Source organism: Nocardia sp. NPDC005825 (assembly GCF_040630175.1).
Lineage (GTDB): Bacteria > Actinomycetota > Actinomycetes > Mycobacteriales > Mycobacteriaceae > Nocardia.
The window spans coordinates 840,065-855,825 of record NZ_JBEXXC010000002.1 but is presented as its reverse complement, the minus strand read 5'-3'; the positions used below and the strand labels follow the sequence as shown (position 1 = coordinate 855,825).

13 protein-coding genes and 1 pseudogene are annotated in these 15,761 nt (G+C 71.2%); 6 read left to right on the top strand and 8 right to left on the bottom strand.

Translation table 11 applies throughout. The features are described 5' to 3' along the window. Positions 1-101 precede the first annotated feature (101 nt). The 5 genes from lnt to ABZ382_RS08505 all read right to left on the bottom strand — a co-directional run bounded on the left by lnt (position 102) and on the right by ABZ382_RS08505 (position 6,159). Entirely contained in the window at positions 102-1,679 is a 1,578-nt protein-coding gene (gene lnt, locus ABZ382_RS08525; protein WP_357085955.1) for an apolipoprotein N-acyltransferase, read from the bottom strand. A 193-nt stretch (positions 1,680-1,872) separates the two neighbouring features. After that, positions 1,873-3,468 carry an amidohydrolase gene (locus ABZ382_RS08520; RefSeq protein ID WP_357085759.1) on the bottom strand — a complete coding sequence of 532 codons (1,596 nt, stop codon included), beginning with the start codon at positions 3,466-3,468 and terminating at the stop codon, positions 1,873-1,875. Positions 3,469-3,615: 147 nt separating this feature from the next. Next, positions 3,616-4,110 (bottom strand): FxsA family protein, encoded by a 495-nt coding sequence (locus ABZ382_RS08515; protein WP_357085757.1) that lies wholly within the window; start codon positions 4,108-4,110, stop codon positions 3,616-3,618. An 82-nt stretch (positions 4,111-4,192) separates the two neighbouring features. Continuing rightward, complete coding sequence (locus tag ABZ382_RS08510) at positions 4,193-4,855, bottom strand: response regulator transcription factor (protein WP_357085755.1); 663 nt, start codon at positions 4,853-4,855, stop codon at positions 4,193-4,195. A gap of 77 nt (positions 4,856-4,932) precedes the next feature. Further along, entirely contained in the window at positions 4,933-6,159 is a 1,227-nt protein-coding gene (locus ABZ382_RS08505) for a sensor histidine kinase (protein ID WP_357085753.1), read from the bottom strand. Between the two features lie 88 nt (positions 6,160-6,247). On the opposite strand from ABZ382_RS08505, the pseudogene ABZ382_RS08500 reads away from it, so the two are divergent. Next, positions 6,248-7,014 (top strand): annotated as a pseudogene (locus ABZ382_RS08500) (TSUP family transporter). Between the two features lie 5 nt (positions 7,015-7,019). Here the strand turns inward: ABZ382_RS08500 and ABZ382_RS08495 are convergent. Further along, complete coding sequence (locus ABZ382_RS08495; protein ID WP_357085752.1) at positions 7,020-7,751, bottom strand: TetR family transcriptional regulator; 732 nt, start codon at positions 7,749-7,751, stop codon at positions 7,020-7,022. Between the two features lie 187 nt (positions 7,752-7,938). On the opposite strand from ABZ382_RS08495, the gene ABZ382_RS08490 reads away from it, so the two are divergent. The 4 genes from ABZ382_RS08490 to ABZ382_RS08475 all read left to right on the top strand — a co-directional run bounded on the left by ABZ382_RS08490 (position 7,939) and on the right by ABZ382_RS08475 (position 12,703). Further along, positions 7,939-9,465: a TldD/PmbA family protein gene (locus ABZ382_RS08490; RefSeq protein ID WP_357085750.1), complete on the top strand. Its 1,527-nt coding sequence runs from the start codon at positions 7,939-7,941 to the stop codon at positions 9,463-9,465. Between the two features lie 21 nt (positions 9,466-9,486). Further along, positions 9,487-10,884 (top strand): TldD/PmbA family protein, encoded by a 1,398-nt coding sequence (locus ABZ382_RS08485; protein WP_357085953.1) that lies wholly within the window; start codon positions 9,487-9,489, stop codon positions 10,882-10,884. Between the two features lie 127 nt (positions 10,885-11,011). Beyond that, positions 11,012-11,608 (top strand): dihydrofolate reductase, encoded by a 597-nt coding sequence (locus tag ABZ382_RS08480; protein WP_357085748.1) that lies wholly within the window; start codon positions 11,012-11,014, stop codon positions 11,606-11,608. Between the two features lie 192 nt (positions 11,609-11,800). After that, positions 11,801-12,703: a trypsin-like peptidase domain-containing protein gene (locus ABZ382_RS08475; RefSeq protein ID WP_357085950.1), complete on the top strand. Its 903-nt coding sequence runs from the start codon at positions 11,801-11,803 to the stop codon at positions 12,701-12,703. 29 nt (positions 12,704-12,732) lie between these two features. Here ABZ382_RS08475 and ABZ382_RS08470 read toward each other — a convergent pair whose 3' ends face one another. After that, the gene (locus ABZ382_RS08470) at positions 12,733-13,002 is read right to left on the bottom strand and encodes a helix-turn-helix transcriptional regulator (RefSeq protein ID WP_357085948.1); all 270 of its coding nucleotides are present in this window, start codon (positions 13,000-13,002) and stop codon (positions 12,733-12,735) included. 79 nt (positions 13,003-13,081) lie between these two features. On the opposite strand from ABZ382_RS08470, the gene map reads away from it, so the two are divergent. Beyond that, entirely contained in the window at positions 13,082-13,849 is a 768-nt protein-coding gene (gene map, locus ABZ382_RS08465; RefSeq protein WP_357085746.1) for a type I methionyl aminopeptidase, read from the top strand. Between the two features lie 3 nt (positions 13,850-13,852). Here the strand turns inward: map and ABZ382_RS08460 are convergent, their stop codons facing one another. Continuing rightward, positions 13,853-15,583, bottom strand: coding sequence for an amidohydrolase (locus ABZ382_RS08460; RefSeq protein ID WP_357085744.1), 1,731 nt, complete (start codon positions 15,581-15,583; stop codon positions 13,853-13,855). Positions 15,584-15,761 lie beyond the last annotated feature (178 nt).

Genomic DNA, 15,761 nt, shown 5'->3' with positions numbered 1-15,761 from the left:
ATCTCAGTCGCCGAGTACGGGAACGGCCCTCACACACGTGCCCGCGGTACCACGCCGGATGAATTGTCCGGCCGTCCGGTTGGTTATGACCGATTCAGATTTCACCCGCGCGGGGTGCTATAACGCCTCCGGAACAGCGCGGCCGCTGTAGCAGCCGCGGCCAGAATACACACAACAGTCTCGGGCGTGGGGCCCAAACGGGACGCGAGTGTCGTGTTGTCCCGCAGCGGCAACGTCGCGACCAGCGCCGCCGGCTCGAACTGCGGCGTCTGCTGCCGGATCACGCCATCGGCGGTGATCATGGCGCTGACGCCGGTGGTCACCGACACCACCACCGCGCGGCCGTGCTCGACCGCGCGCACCCGCGACATGGCCAGCTGCTGATAGGTCATCTCGCTGCGGCCGAAGGTGGCGTTGTTGGACGGCACGGTGAGCAGTTGCGCGCCCGCGCGCACCGACTCCTGGAAAGCACGATCGAAGGTGACCTCGTAACAGGTGGCCACGCCGATCGCGACCGGGGCGCCACCGCCGGCGGGCCGCACGTGCACCACGCCGTCGCCGGTGCCGGGCACGAAATAGCCCGCGCGGTCGGCGTATTCGGAGAAGTGACGGAAGAACTCCCGGTAGGGCAGGTATTCGCCGAAGGGCTGGATGATCTTCTTGTCGTGGCGCTCGGCCGGGCCGGAATCGCCGTTCCACACGATGACCGAGTTGGTGGTGGTGCGGTCGGCGTTCACGAGCACCGCGCCCACCAGGATGGGGGCCTTCACCGCGACCGACGCCTGCGAGATCTCCTGCGCCGCATCGGCGTTGCGCAGCGGATCGATATCGGAGGAGTTCTCCGGCCAGATCACCACGTCCGGCTGCGGGGCCTTCCCGGCCGCGATGTCGCGGGCGAGTTCCTCGGTGCGCTTGACGTGATTGTCGAGAACCGCGCGGCGCTGGGCATTGAAGTCCAGGCCCAGGCGCGGCACGCTGCCCTGGATGGCGGCGACCGTGATCGGCCGGTTGCCGTCCTCCGGGCCGGGCAGCGCGGTCCGGAGGATCACTCCGGCGAGGGGAACTATAGCCACAAGCATTGCCGCAGCAACAATCCGGTTCCACGATGTGAGATGCGATGCTCCCCATCTGGGAGAATCCGATGTGGCCCCGGCCACTCCTCCGCTATCGCTTGCGCGGGCGGTGAGGCGGCCCGGCAATCCCGCGGCGAGCGCGGCGAGTCCGGTGCCGGTGAGCGCCACCGCGAAACTCACCAGCGGCGCACCGCCCACCATCGCGTACGGCAGGTACCAGCCGTCGGCCTGCCCGAAAGCCAGCTTCCCCCAGGGAAACCCGCCGAACGGGAAACTGGCGCGTCCCCATTCGGTGAGCGACCACACCGTCGCCACCCACAGCGGCCACCCCGGCAGGGTCGCCACCCACCGGGTCAGCAGCCCGAAAAGCCCGACATAGACGGCACATACGGCCGACAGGGCGAGCCACGGCGCGGGCCCGACATAGATCCCGGTCCACGGCAGGAGCGGCAGGAAGAACGCGAGCCCCGCGACGTACCCGTACCCGAATCCCGCACGGGCCCGGCCGGTTCCACGCACCACGAGCGTCAGGATCGCGATCCCGACCGGCGCGAGGAACCACAGGGTCCGCGGCGGGAAGCTCGCGTACAGCAGCAATCCGGCCATGACCGCCGCGAGGAGTCGCGCCGACCTCGGCCACCGCGCGGCCACCGCGGTGACCGCCGCGATCGACCTGCCGACCCTCGACGCCGGCGGCGCGGCGCCGGCGGCCGAACCGTCCGCGCGCGAGCCGGATTCGGGCGCACCGCCCGGATCGGCGGCGGAATCCGCTGCGCGCAGGTGGTTCTCGGGATCGGTGTCAGGCTTCATGGATGGTGACCCCGCGGTGCACGGTGCGCAGGCACTGCGGCAGGGTGGCGGCCGGGCCGAGCGGCGGCAGGCCGGGGACACGGGAGCGCGGGTCGGTGGACCAGCGCTGGACGGTGTCGGCGGCGGCCGCGACGACCAGTTCGCGGGAGTCCCAGATCGCGTAGGAGGCGGGTGCGCCGGGGACCAGGGTTCCGGCGACGCCGTCGCGGACGCCGCCCGCGCGCCAGGCGCCCCGGGTTGCGGCGGCGAAGGCGGCGCGCGGGGAGATCTGGTGGCCGGGGGTGCGGTGGTTGACCGCGGCGCGCAGCGCTTCCCACGGGTTCAGGGCGGTGACCGGGGCGTCGGAGCCGATGGCGAGGGAGATGCCCGCGGCGGCCATGGCGGCGAACGGGTTCAGGGTGGCGGCCCGGTCCGCGCCGAGGCGGGTGGCGTACATGCCGTCGGGGCCGCCCCAGGCGGCGTCGAATCCCGGTTGGACGCTGGCGATCACGCCCCAGGCGGCGAGCTTGGCGATCTGGTCGGCCGTCATCATCTCGGCGTGTTCGAGCCGGTGACCGCGCGAGGCGACGGCCGGTCCGCCGAGGGCCTCCACGGCCCGTTCGAATCCGGTGACGACCGCGTCCATGGCGGCGTCGCCGATGACGTGGAAACCGGTCTGGATGCCGGCTTCGGTGCAGGCGAGCACGTGGGCCGCGATGGCTTCGGCGTCGAGGTAGGAGGTGCCGGTGCTGTCGCGGTCGGCGTAGGACTCGCGCAACCAGGCGGTGTGCGAGCCGATGGCCCCGTCGACGAACAGATCGCCGCCCAGGGCGTGCACGCCGAGTTCCTTGACCAGGGTGCGGGCTTCGTCGGCGGTGCGGACGGCCTGCCCCCAGTAGGCGCGGACCTCGACGCCGTGGGTGAAGTCGAGGAGTTCGCGCACGTCGTCGGCGCCGGAGATCTCGGGTCCCGCGCATTCGTGCACGGCCACAACCCCGTTGGCGGCGGCCGAGTCCAGTGCCGCCCGCCGGGCCGTGTCCCGTTGCGCCCGGCTCAGTGCGCCCAGCGCGGCCCCGCGCACCCGGTGGTGGGCGTCCCCGCGCAGCGGCTCGCCGCGGGTGAACCCGTCGGCCTCGGCGATTCCGGCGACGGCGTCGAGCAGCGCGGTCGAGGCGACGGCCGAATGCGCGTCCACGCGAGCCAGATACACCTGTCGTCCCGGGGCGGCGGCGTCGAGGTCCTCGCGGGTCGGGGCCCGGCCCTCGGCCCAGCGGGTCTCGTCCCAGCCCTCGCCGAGGATCACGCCGTCGGGGTGGCCGGAGGCGAAGTCCCGCACCAGTTCCAGACAGTCCCGCAGTGAACCGGCCTGCGCCAGATCGAGTCCCGTCAGCTTCAACCCGAGCGCGGTGACGTGCACGTGCGGGTCGACGAATCCCGGCGCGACGAATGCCCCGTCGAGGTCGATGATCTCCGCGTCCGGATGCAGCGCCCGCCCCGGCTTGTCCAGCCCGACCCACACCACGGTCCCGTCGGTGACGGCCATGGCCGTCGCGTCAGGATTGCTCGAACTGTAGATACGGCCGCCGACCAGCAACTGGGTACTCACGACTGCCCAGTCTGCCGCACGGCCCGCCGGTCCCGGCAATCGCACTCGCCGACTGTGACCAGGACCCCGTTCGCAACGCCGCGGGGCCGATCACCGTGCTGGTGATCGGCCCCGCGGGCGGTAGGCATCGACGTGTGGGTTCCCCGCTCAGCGGGGATCGATCATCTTGTATCCGTTGCCCTGACCGTCGTCGTAGTACTCGGTGACCACGGTCGCGTCGATGACCTCGCCGTCGGGATCGATCACCACATTGCGGTACCCGTACGGTCCGACGGCGGTGGCGACCCGGTTCAGCCGGCGCGCCGCGAAGGCGGCCACGATCGGGCGGAGCAGGAATCGGGTGAACGGCAGCAGCGCCAGCAGGCCGAGCGCGGTGGTGAGCAGGCCGGGCACGAACATCAGGACCGCGCCCACGCCGACCAGCGCGCCGTCGGCGACGGCGGTGCTGGGTTCGAGTTCACCGCGCGCGGCGCGGCGGAATCCCTCGAACACGCGGCGGCCCTGCGAGCGCACGAGCACCAGACCCACGGCCGATCCGGCCAGCAGCAGCAGAATCGTGGGGAAGACGCCGATGAGGTGGCCGACCCCGATCAGGGTGGCGATCTCGGCGGCGAACCAGGCGAGGAACAACAGGGCGGGCATCAGGCGATCCTTTCGATCGGTCTACCCCTGACAACGCGCGAGGCCCCGATTTTTCTCCCGGGTGCGGTCCCGGTCACAGCGGTCAGGCGCCGCCGGGCCGGACCAGGCCGGTCTCGTAGGCCAGGACGACGGCCTGGACCCGGTCGCGGAGGCCGAGTTTGGTGAGGACGCGGCCGACGTGGGTTTTGACGGTGGCCTCGGAGAGGTAGAGGGCGCCCGCGATCTCGGCGTTGGAGCGGCCCGCGGCGATGTGTTCGAGGACCTCGCGTTCGCGGGCGGTGAGGACGTCGAGGACGCCGGGGTCGCGCCCGGCGGCCGGGTCCTCGGCGATGAGGCGGTCGAGCAGGCGTTTGGTGACCTTCGGGGAGACGACGGCGTCGCCGGCGGCGACGCTGCGGATGGCGGAGATGAGGTCTTCGGGCGGGGTGTCCTTGAGCAGGAAGCCGCTGGCTCCCGCGCGCAGCGCGCCGAGGGCGTGTTCGTCGAGGTCGAAGGTGGTCATGACGAGAACGCGGCTGCCGCAGCCGGATTCGATGATGCGGGCGGTGGCAGTGACGCCGTCGGTGACGGGCATGCGGACATCCATGAGCACCACGTCGGGAACGAGTTCGGTGGCGCGGGCGATGGCGGTGGCGCCGTTGTCGGCCTCCCCCACCACGTCGATGTCGGGGTGCGCGCCGAGCACCATTCGCAATCCGGCGCGCATGAGTTCCTGGTCATCGACGACGAGCACGGTGATCGGCACGCCCCCAACCTATCCGGCGGTGGGACGCGGGCGGATAGCCGGGCGGCGACCCACACCGGTCGGTGCGGGTGGGCGGCTCAGTCCGGCATGTCGTCGCGATCGAGGGGGATGGTGGCGCGGACGGTCCAGCCGCCGTGCGGATTCCGGCCCGTGGTGAGGGTGCCGCCCAGGACGGCGATGCGTTCGCGCATGCCGACCAGGCCCAGGCCGCTGCCGGGGATGCGGCTGGCGAGCACGGGCGGGGCGGCGGTGGCGGATCCGGCGGGGCAGCCGCTGTCGGGGGGTGGGGTGAGCGGGGCGCCGCCGGTGTCGGTGATGTCGAGCAGGACATCGGTGTCGCTGCGGGTGACGCGGACTTCGGCGCGCGGGTCGGGTCCGGCGTGGCGCAGGGTGTTGGTGAGTGATTCCTGCACGATGCGGTGGATGCCGAGGCTGACCTCGGGGGTGACGGTGTCGAGTTCGCCGCGCAGTTCGAGGGAGACGTCGAGTCCGGCGCCGCGCATCATGTCGGCGACCTTGGCGATGCCCGCGGTGCCGTGCTGCGGAAGTTGTTCGGGCGCATGCTCGGTGCGCAGCAGCTCGACGGTGCGGCGCAGTTCGCGCAGGGCTTCGCGGCCGGTGCCGGCGATGGTGGTGAGCGCTTGCTCGGCGGTGTCGGGGTCGTGGCGCAGGGCGTAGCGGGCGCCGTCGGCTTGGACGATGATGACGCTGACCGCGTGCGCGACCACGTCGTGCAGTTCGCGGGCGATGCGGGTGCGTTCGACGGCGACGGCGTCGTGGGCGCGGCGTTCGCGGTCGTAGTCGGCGACGGCCAGGCGGGCGGCGACCTCGGCGTCGTAGGCGTGGCGGGCGCCGACGAATTCGGCGAGGGTCCAGCACAACGCGTAGTAGAGGGCGTTGAACAGGATGTCGGTGCCCTCTGGTTTGCCGATGGCGGCCGCGGCGACGACCCCGTCGATGAGCAGGATCACCAGGTAGACGAGTCCTTGGCGGCGGCCGACGTACGCGACGAGGGTGTAGAGCATGATGCCCAGGCCCAGCAGCGCGGGGTGCACGGCGTGGTCGCTGACGCTCCAGTGCACCAGCGACGCGGTCATCGACAGCACGACCATGGCGGCCGCGGCGGCGCGGGTGTGGGTGCGGCGGAACACGATCGGCAGCGGCAGCAGCACGCTGAGCACGAGATAGGTGGGTCTGTACTGGCTGTTGCTCAGGGCGAGCACATCGATGACGAACAACAGCAGCGCGACCGCCGAATCGGTGATCAGCGGTTTTCCGCGCAGCCAGAGACTGAATCGGCGCACCCGTCCACCCTACGGGCCGGTTCGCTGCCGACTCGCTGACAGACCCGACGGTTTGAATCGAGGTGGCGGCGTCTGGTTGGGTCGCGGAGTGAGCATTGCGGACTGGGCGATCCTGTTGACCGCGGCGACAGCGGCCGGCTGGGTCACGCCGTGGTCGGCGGCGGCGGGCTGATCGTGCTGCCGACCCTGTTCGTGGTGCTGCCCGGCCTGGCTCCCCAGACGGCGCTGGGCACCAACAAGATCGCGGCGTTCTCGGGCACCAGCGCGGCGGTGTTCACCTTCGCCCGCAAGGTGCCGATGCGCTGGAAGGTGCTGATCCCGGGCGCGCTCATCGCGGCCGTGGCGGCCGCGTGCGGTTCGGCGGCGGTGGCCCTCATCGACCGCGAGTACTTCATCCCGATCGTCATGGTGGTGCTGATCGGGGTGGCGGTGTTCGTGACGCTGCGCCCCTCGATCGGGGTGACCATGGCCACCCATCCCCCGACCCGCCGCAAGACCATCCTGGTGGTGGCGCTGGCCGCGGGCCTGATCGGCCTCTACGACGGCATTCTCGGGCCGGGCACGGGCACGTTCCTGATCATCACCTTCGCCACCCTGCTCGGCACCGAGTTCGTACGGGCCGCGGCCATGGCGAAGGTCGTCAACTGTGGATCCAACCTGGGTTCGCTGCTGTTCCTGGCGAGCACGGGTCACGTGCTGTGGGCGCTGGGCCTGTCCATGGCGGTGGCGAACGTGGCCGGTTCGATCGCCGGGTCCCGCATGGCCCTGGCCAAGGGCGCCGGTTTCGTCCGGGTCGTGCTGCTGGTGGTGGTCACCGCCATGGTGATCCGCCTGGGCTGGCAGCAGTTCGGCTGACCGATTCAGACCCGGGCGAGCCGGTGCACCGAGCTCAGGGGGCGAAAGGCTTCAGGCTCCGGGCGTAGTGGAACGTCGGCGATCACCGGTAGGTGGTCGGCGGGCAGCTCCGGGGCGGGCTGGGACAGCCACGGCGCCAGCACCTTCGAGGTGGTCTCCTGGATCTTGCGTTGCAGCGCTTCGCCGTCCTCGAGGCCGGGCCGCTGGAACAGCACGGTCAACGCCCCGGACACCGCGCCGACGACCGCGCCGACCAGGGCGGCCGCGCCGACGTCGTCGAGTTCCTCGGGGAACGCGGCGCGCAGCTGACGCGCGATCTCCTGCTGGGACGCGAGCTGAGCGTAGGCGGCCCGGCCCGACACGGCGGGCACGGTGCGCGACACCTGGGCGCGCAGGACGGCGATGCGGGCGGCGAGGTCGTCGCCGAGGTGGTCACCGGGATTGTCACCGGCGGCGCGCAGCGCGCGCAGCAGCACCTCGACGGGGCGTTCCCCGGGGCGGCGGGTGGCGATGGCGCGCACGGCGGCCTGCACGCGTTCGTCCGGCTCGGGGAACAATAGTTCCTCTTTGCTGGCGAAGTAGTTGAAGAACGTCCGGGTGCCGACTTCGGCGGCGGCCGCGATGTCGGCGACGGTGGCCGCCTCGTATCCTCGGCTCTCGAACTGTTCTACGGCGGCTTCGAGCAGGGCTCGGCGGGTGCGTTCCCGTTTGCGATCGCGGAGTGCGGATGGCGGCACGCGGGCAGACAGTACGGCATCCGATCGGCAATCCGCGGAATGTCAGGCCGTTGAGCGTGCCGTTTCCCGGTGTGCTCCTTCGCACTTCGCGCATCGTTGCAGCGTATGCAGTTGTGCGCGGCATGAATTTCGGTCGGGCTGCGTGGTTTCTTGAACCCCCGGCGTGTCGCCCTCTAGCGTGGTGCGGGTGAGCATCGCTACCAAGGTCATCGACGGCCAGTTCCGCGCGCTGCCGCTGTCCGCGCTCGCCGACGCCGCGTTGAGCGCGGCCCGGGCGGCCGGGGCCGAGTACGCGGACCTGCGGGTGCATCGACTCGTGCAGCAGTCCATCAGGTTGCGTGACGGCCGCGTCGAATCGGTGTCCGACAGTACCGATCTCGGGTTGGCGGTGCGCGTGATCGTCGACGGCACCTGGGGTTTCGCCTCGCACGCCGATCTCACCGCCGAGACCGCCGCCCAGGTGGCGCGGCGCGCGGTGACGGTGGCGCGGACCCTGCGCGCACTCAATCGCGAACGCGTGGAACTGGCTCCGGAGCCGCGCTACGACGACGCGGAGTACGTCTCCGCCTACGACGTCGACCCCTTCGAGGTGCCGACGCCGGAGAAAGTGGCGCTGCTGCTGGACTATTCGGGGCGGCTGAGTTCGGCCGACGGCGTGGATCACGTGACGGCGGCGGTGCTGCAGGTCAAGGAGCAGACCTTCTACGCCGACACCTTCGGCTCGCGCATCACCCAGCAGCGGGTGCGGCTGCACCCGCAGTTCGAGGCCATCACCGTCGATCCGGCGGCGGGCGTGTTCGAGACCATGCGCACCCTGGCCGCCCCGGCCGGGCGCGGCTGGGAGTACGTGACCGGCGCGGACGGACACTGGGACTGGGCGGGCGAACTCGCGCGGATGCCGGAGTGGCTGGCGGAGAAGGTGAAGGCCCCCACCGTCGAGGCGGGCCCCACCGATCTGGTCATCGACCCGACCAACCTGTGGCTCACCATCCACGAGTCCATCGGCCACGCCACCGAATACGACCGGGCCATCGGCTACGAATCGGCCTACGCGGGAACCTCGTTCGCCACCCCCGACCTGCTCGGCACGCTGCGCTACGGCACCCCGATCATGCACGTCACCGGTGACCGCACCCAGGAACACGGCCTGGCCACCGTCGGCTGGGACGACGAGGGCGTGGCCGGGCAGCGCTGGGATCTGGTGCGCGACGGCGTGCTGGTCGGCTACCAGCTCGACCGGGTGTTCGCGCCCAAGCTGGGCCTGGAACGCTCCAACGGCTGCTCCTACGCCGATTCCGCGCACCACGTGCCGATCCAGCGCATGGCCAATGTGTCACTGCAACCCGATCCCGAGCGCGACACCAGCACCGCCGAGCTCATCTCCCGGGTAGAGAACGGTCTCTACATCGTCGGCGACAAGTCGTGGTCGATCGATATGCAGCGCTACAACTTCCAGTTCACCGGTCAGCGTTTCTTCCGGATCCGCGACGGCGAGCTGGCCGGGCAGGTGCGCGATGTCGCCTACCAGGCCACCACCACCGACTTCTGGGGTTCGATGGAGGCCGTCGGCGGGCCCTCGACCTGGGTGCTGGGCGGGGCGTTCAACTGCGGCAAGGCGCAACCCGGTCAGGTGGCGGCAGTCTCGCACGGCTGCCCGTCGGTGCTGGTGCGCGGCATCAATGTTCTCAATACCCGCGCCGAAGCCGGACAGTAGGAAAGGACCGACACGGTGAGTGTGCTCCCCGCCCCCGAGGTCGTCGAACGCGCGCTGCGAGCCTCGCGCGCCGACGAGACCATGGTGATCGTCACCGACGCGCACGAGGCGTCGCTGCGCTGGGCCGGAAACTCCATGACCACCAACGGTTCCTCGGTGGCGCGCGACTGGGCGGTGATCTCGGTGTTCCGGGAGGGCCCGACCGTCGCGCGGGTCGGCAGTGTGAGTTCCACCAGCGTGGATCCCGCCGAGATCGAGGCCGTGGTGCGGGCCGGCGAACAGGCCGCCCGCGACGCCGAGCCGGCGCGCGACGCCATGCCGCTGCTGGATCCCGACGCCGTCGACGCCGACACCCTGGACCGGCTGCTGGACTGGGACGGCGATCCGGCGACCACCGACATCAGCGTGTTCACCACGCTGGCAAGCGATCTCGCCGCCGGTTTCGACGGCACCGACCGCCTCTACGGATTCGCCCACCACCAGATGCATTCCACCTGGCTGGGCACCTCCACCGGGTTGCGGCGGCGCTGGGTGCAGCCGACGGGTTCGGTGGAGATCAACGGCAAGCGCGGTGAGGGCGCGGAGCTGGCCAGCGCGTGGGTCGGCACCGGCACCACCGATTTCGCCGATGTCGACACCCCGGGTCTGCTGGCGGAGCTGTCGCGGCGGCTGGACTGGTCCAAGCGGCGCGTCGAGCTGCCCGCGGGCCGCTACGAGACGCTGCTGCCGCCCTCGGCGGTCGCGGATCTGATGATCTACATGGCCTGGTCCATGGAGGGCCGCGGCGCGCACGAGGGCCACACCGCCTTCTCCCGTGCGGGCGGCACCCGAATCGGGGAGCGGCTCACCGGGATTCCGCTGACCCTGTCCTCGGATCCGAGCGCGGCGGGTTTGGAGTACCGGCCGTTCGTGGCGACGCCGTCGTCATCGGAGTCGCTGTCGGTGTTCGACAACGGCCTGACCGCGCGGCGCACCGACTGGGTGCGCGAGGGCGTGATCGAGTCGCTGGTGTATCCGCGCGCCACCGCCGCCGAATTCGACGCCCCCGTCACGCTGCCCGGCGAGAACCTGCTCATGACCGGCGGCGGCGACGCCACCCTGACCGACATGATCGCGCGCACCGAGCGCGGTCTGCTGCTGACCTGCCTGTGGTACATCCGCGAGGTGGATCCGGCCACCCTGCTGCTCACCGGCCTCACCCGCGACGGCGTCTACCTGGTCGAGAACGGTGAGGTGACCGGGGCGGTCAACAACTTCCGCTTCAACGAGAGCCCGCTGGACCTGCTGCGCCGGGTCAGCGAGGCGGGCCGCACCGAGATCACGCTGCCGCGCGAGTGGAAGGACTGGTTCACCCGGACCGCCATGCCGCCGTTGCGGATTCCCGATTTCCACATGTCCTCGGTGAGCCAGGCGACCTGAGCGGAGCGGCCGCACGGGTTCCCGGAATCTCTTTCGGGGATGAACGATGATTTCAGGAGAGTCGCGCCGACTTACCAGCAGAGACGGCGAAACTCGCCGATCCGTTCCCTCCCGAAGGAGCACGGCCATGAGCAAGGTAGTCACCGGCGCGAGCATGTCCCTCGACGGATTCATCGCGGGCCCCGGCGAAACCGGTTTCGAGCACCTGTTCGCCTGGTACCAGAGCGGCGACGTGCCGATCGCCAGCACCCACCCCGAGATCCCGTTCACCCTGACCGCCTCCGACGCCGAATACCTGCGGGCCTGGCTGGACGGGGTCGGGGTGTACGTGGTCGGCAAGCGGCTGTTCACCCTCACCGACGGCTGGGGCGGGGTGCATCCGGCGGACAAGCCGATCGTGGTGGTCACCCACACCGTGCCCGAGCAGTGGATCGCCGAGCACCCCGACGCCCCGTTCACCTTCGTGACCGGCGGGGTGAAGGAGGCCATCGACGTGGCGCGCGGCATCGCCGGGGACCGGATGGTCGGTGTCAGCGGCGGCGATGTGGCCCGGCAGTGCCTCGACGAGGGCCTGCTCGACGAGGTCTGGGTCGATCTGGTGCCGGTGCTGCTGGGCAGCGGGGTGCCGCTGCTGGGTGAGCTGGCGAATGCGCCGGTGCTGCTGGAGGATCCGGAGATCGTGCCCGGCTCCCGCGTCACCCACCTGAAGTACCGCCTGCGCTGATCCGCGTCCCCGGTTTGCGCTGTCGGCGAACCGGTTGTCGCGGCGGCGTGCACGCGCGCATCCTGGGATTACGCACTGTAATCACGTAATCGGATGGTGGTCGTCGTGGACGACGAAGCTGCCCTCTCGCCCTGGGACGAGAACCCCGACCCCACGCCGCCGCCGGGCTTCGGCGACCCGGACCCCGCGGCGATGGACGCCTACTCGCGCACCGTGATCGCGGTCGCCGCCTCGGTGACCCCGCACGTGGCCAGCGTGCAGACCCGGCGCGGCGGCGGATCGGCGGTGGTGTTCACCGCCGACGGATTCCTGCTCACCAACGCGCACGTGGTCGGCGAGGCGAGCCAGGGGACCGTGGTGTTCGCCGACGGCCTCGAATCGGCCTTCGACGTGGTGGGGGTGGACCCGCTCTCGGATCTGGCGGTGCTGCGCGCCCGCGGTGGCGCGCCCGACGCGGTGCGGCTCGGGGACGCCGACAGCCTGGTGGTCGGCCAGCTCGTGGTGGCGGTCGGTTCTCCGCTGGGGCTGGCCGGGTCGGTGACCGCGGGCGTGGTGAGCGCGCTGGGCCGCTCGGTGCCGGTCGGCAACCGGCGCACCGCACGCGTCATCGAGGACGTGATCCAGACCGACGCCGCCCTCAATCCCGGCAATTCCGGTGGCGCGCTGGCGGATTCGGCGGGCCGGGTGGTGGGGATCAATACCGCGGTCGCCGGGATCGGGCTGGGTCTGGCGATCCCGATCAACGTCACCACCCGCCGCATCATCAGCACGCTGCTCACCGAGGGCCGGGTCCGGCGCGCGTATCTGGGCGTGGTCGGGGTGCCCGCTCCCCTGCCGACCGCGGTCGCCGCCCGCACCGGGCAGGACGCGGGACTGCGGATCGTGGAGGTGGTGCGCGGCGGGCCCGCCGAACGGGCCGGGCTGCGGCGCGGGGATCTGGTGCTCAGCATCGCGCGCACCGAGATCCGGGACGCGCAGGGGATCCAGCGGCAGCTGTTCGCCGACGCCATCGGGCGCACGCTGCCGGTGACGGTGCTGCGCAATGGCGCGATGGTGGACGTGCTGGCGGTGCCGGTCGAGCTGACCGGCGACTGAACCGGCCGGTGACGGTCCCCGGCAATCGGTTACGAGGCCGAGCGCTGCTCCGCGTCGCCGGGATGCCAGATCTGGGCCAGCTCGTCGAGCGGGATGTCCAGGGTGCGGCTCAATGCCACCACGGTCCCGAACGCGGGCGTGGGCAGGCGCCCCGATTCGATCTTGCGCAGGGTCTCGGGCGAAATGCCGGCGCTCGCGGCCACCTCCACCGGGTCGCGTCCGGCGCGGGCGGTGCGCAGGGCCGCGCCCAGGCGGCGTCCGGCTTCGAGCTGGGCGGGCGTGAGCGGCAGTCGGACCATACCGGTCACCCTACGTTTGGTATTTAAATACCGCAAGCCGCTATGGTCGGTATTAAAATACCGATTGATGGAGGTAGTCATGGTGGAACTCAAGAGCCCCGCCGAGATCGACAGCATGCGCGTGACCGGGCAGTTCGTGGCCGGTGTGCTGGCCGAACTGCGGGAGCGGGCCCGGATCGGGGTCAACCTGCTGGAGTTGGAAGCCGTGGTCCGCGAACGCATCCGGGAGCGCGGCGCGGTCTCCTGCTACTGGGACTACTCCCCCAGTTTCGGGCGCGGCCCGTTCCGCAACACCATCTGTCTGTCGGTGAACGACGCGGTGCTGCACGGACTTCCGTTCGACTACACGCTGCGCGACGGCGACGTGCTGAGCATGGATCTGGCGGTGAGCATCGACGGCTGGGTCGCCGACTCCGCGGTCACCGTCATCGTGGGCAGCCCCGATCCCGAGGACGAACGGCTGATCCGCGCCACCGAACAGGCCCTGGACGCGGCCATCGCGGTCGCCGAGCCGGGCAACAGCGTCGGCGACCTGTCCGCGGCCATCGCCGCCGTGGCCCGCGACCACGGCTACCCGATCAACACCGAATACGGCGGGCACGGCCTGGGCCGCACCATGCACGAGGACCCGCACGTCCCCAATGCAGGGCGCGCCGGACGCGGTTTCCGGTTGCGCCCGGGCCTGACGCTGGCGATCGAGCCGTGGTTCGCGCGCGGCACCGACCGCATCGTCACCGACCCCGACGGCTGGACCCTGCGTTCGGCCGACGGTTCGCGCACCGCGCACTCCGAGCACACCATCGCCATCACCGAGTCGGGCCCGCAGGTGCTGACCCGCGTCGGGTGAGGGTCAGGCGAGCGGTGGGCCGAAGGTCTGGCGGCCCATGAGGTAGGTGGCCTCGACCCGCAAGGCGCGCAACGACTCCGGTGGCACGGCCCGCGGATTGCCCGACAGCACCACCAGATCCGCGTATTTGCCCGGTTCCAGACTGCCGATCTCGGTGTCGAGGTGCAGCTGCCAGGCGGCGTCGAGGGTCTGCGCCTTGATCGCGGCGTCGACGCTCAGGCACTGTTCGGCGGCCAGGACGCGGCCGCTGCCGCGCGCGGTGCGGGTGACGGCGGTGGCGATATTGCCGATCGGGTCGGGCGGGGTGACGGTGCCGTCATTGTGGAACGAGATCCGCAGCCCCGCGTCCAGCGCCGATTGCGCCGACATCCAGTGCGCGCCGTGTTCGGGACCGAACAACTCGTCGATCAGCACATCACCCCAGTAGTAGACGTGCTCGATGAAGAAGCTCACTGTCATACCGAGCTTGGCGGCGCGCGCGAACTGGTCGGGCCGCATCGCCCCGCAGTGCTCGAGCCGCGGCCGCAGGTCGCCGCTCTTCCCGGCGAGGGCCTTCTCGTAGGCGTCGAGCACCACGTCCACGGCCGCGTCGCCGTGCACGTGGCAGGCGGGCTGCCAGCCCTGCGCGACGAACGCGACGGCCAGGTCGGTGATCTGTTCGGGGGTGTAGTTCATGCCGCCGTGGTGGTGCGGCTCGAGTCCCATGCGGGCGGTGGCCTCGGTGGTGAGATACGGGAACGTGGTGAAAATATTGCCCTGCCAGGGTGATCCGTCCGCCCAGAGCTTCATGCCGATGACTCCGAACAGGGCGTCCCCGCCGACGGCCGGGCCCGGGACATGGGCGGCGTCGGCGGCCAGTTCCGGGGTTCCCATCGTGTAGGAGCGAATCCGGATCGGGCAGGCGGGATCGGCGGCCACCGCGGTGTAGAGCTTCCCGGAGTCGGCGCTGCCGGTGTGCTCGCTGGCGGTGGCGTAGCCGGCGGCCGCCAATTGCTCGTAGGCCCAGCGCAATCGGTCGGGCATGCCGCCGCCGGCCGACGCCTGCAACGGCTCGGTCAGGGTCAGGATCGCGGCCGCCTCGCGCACCTCGCCGGTCAGTTCGCCGTCGGGTCCGTGCACGTACTCCGCTCCCGGCGGGTTCGGGGTGTCGCGAGTGATCCCGGCCTGTTTCAGCGCCGCGGTATTGCCGTAGGCGGCGTGCCCGCTGTTGGCCACCACGACAATCGGATTCGCGGGCGCCGCGGCATCGAGGCTCCGCACGGTCGGCAGCACCAGGCCGGTCTGCAACAGCACATCGATCCCGTACAACAGGATCGACTCCCCCGGCTGCGCGTTCCGCACCGCCTCGGCCAGTTTCGCGTTCACCCCGTCCCCGGTCGGCACGGTGAACGGACGCACGTCGACCGCGGGCGGGGCGAGCGCGGCGGCGATCTGCGAGGGGTGACTGTGCGGTTCCACGAACGCGGGCAACAGCGCCCGACCCCGCAGATCCACCAGCTTCGTGGCGGGACCACGGTGCGCCATCACCTCGGATTCGGCGCCCACCGCGCTGATCCGCCCGCCGGTCACGGCCAGCGCCTCGACCTCGGCCGCCCCGCCCGCGACGGTGACGATCGGCCCGCCGGAGAAGATGACATCCGCCGACGCACCCGATCCCGAGTCGCCGGTCCCACACGCCGCGGCCGACGCCGCCACCGCACTGCCCACCACGAAACTCCGCCTGCTCATCGCCATGCGTCCCTTCCCTGGCCGTCCGCCCCACGAGCTGGGTCCGACAACCAAGTTACGGTCGCCGACCCCCGCGACGAGCCAAGCGCCGTGGGCGTGTGTCGGCCCGAACCGCAGCCGCCGGGTGCGGCCCGCCAGAGACGACAGCTATCATTCAGCTATCTCAATGGGCGCGGATTCACCT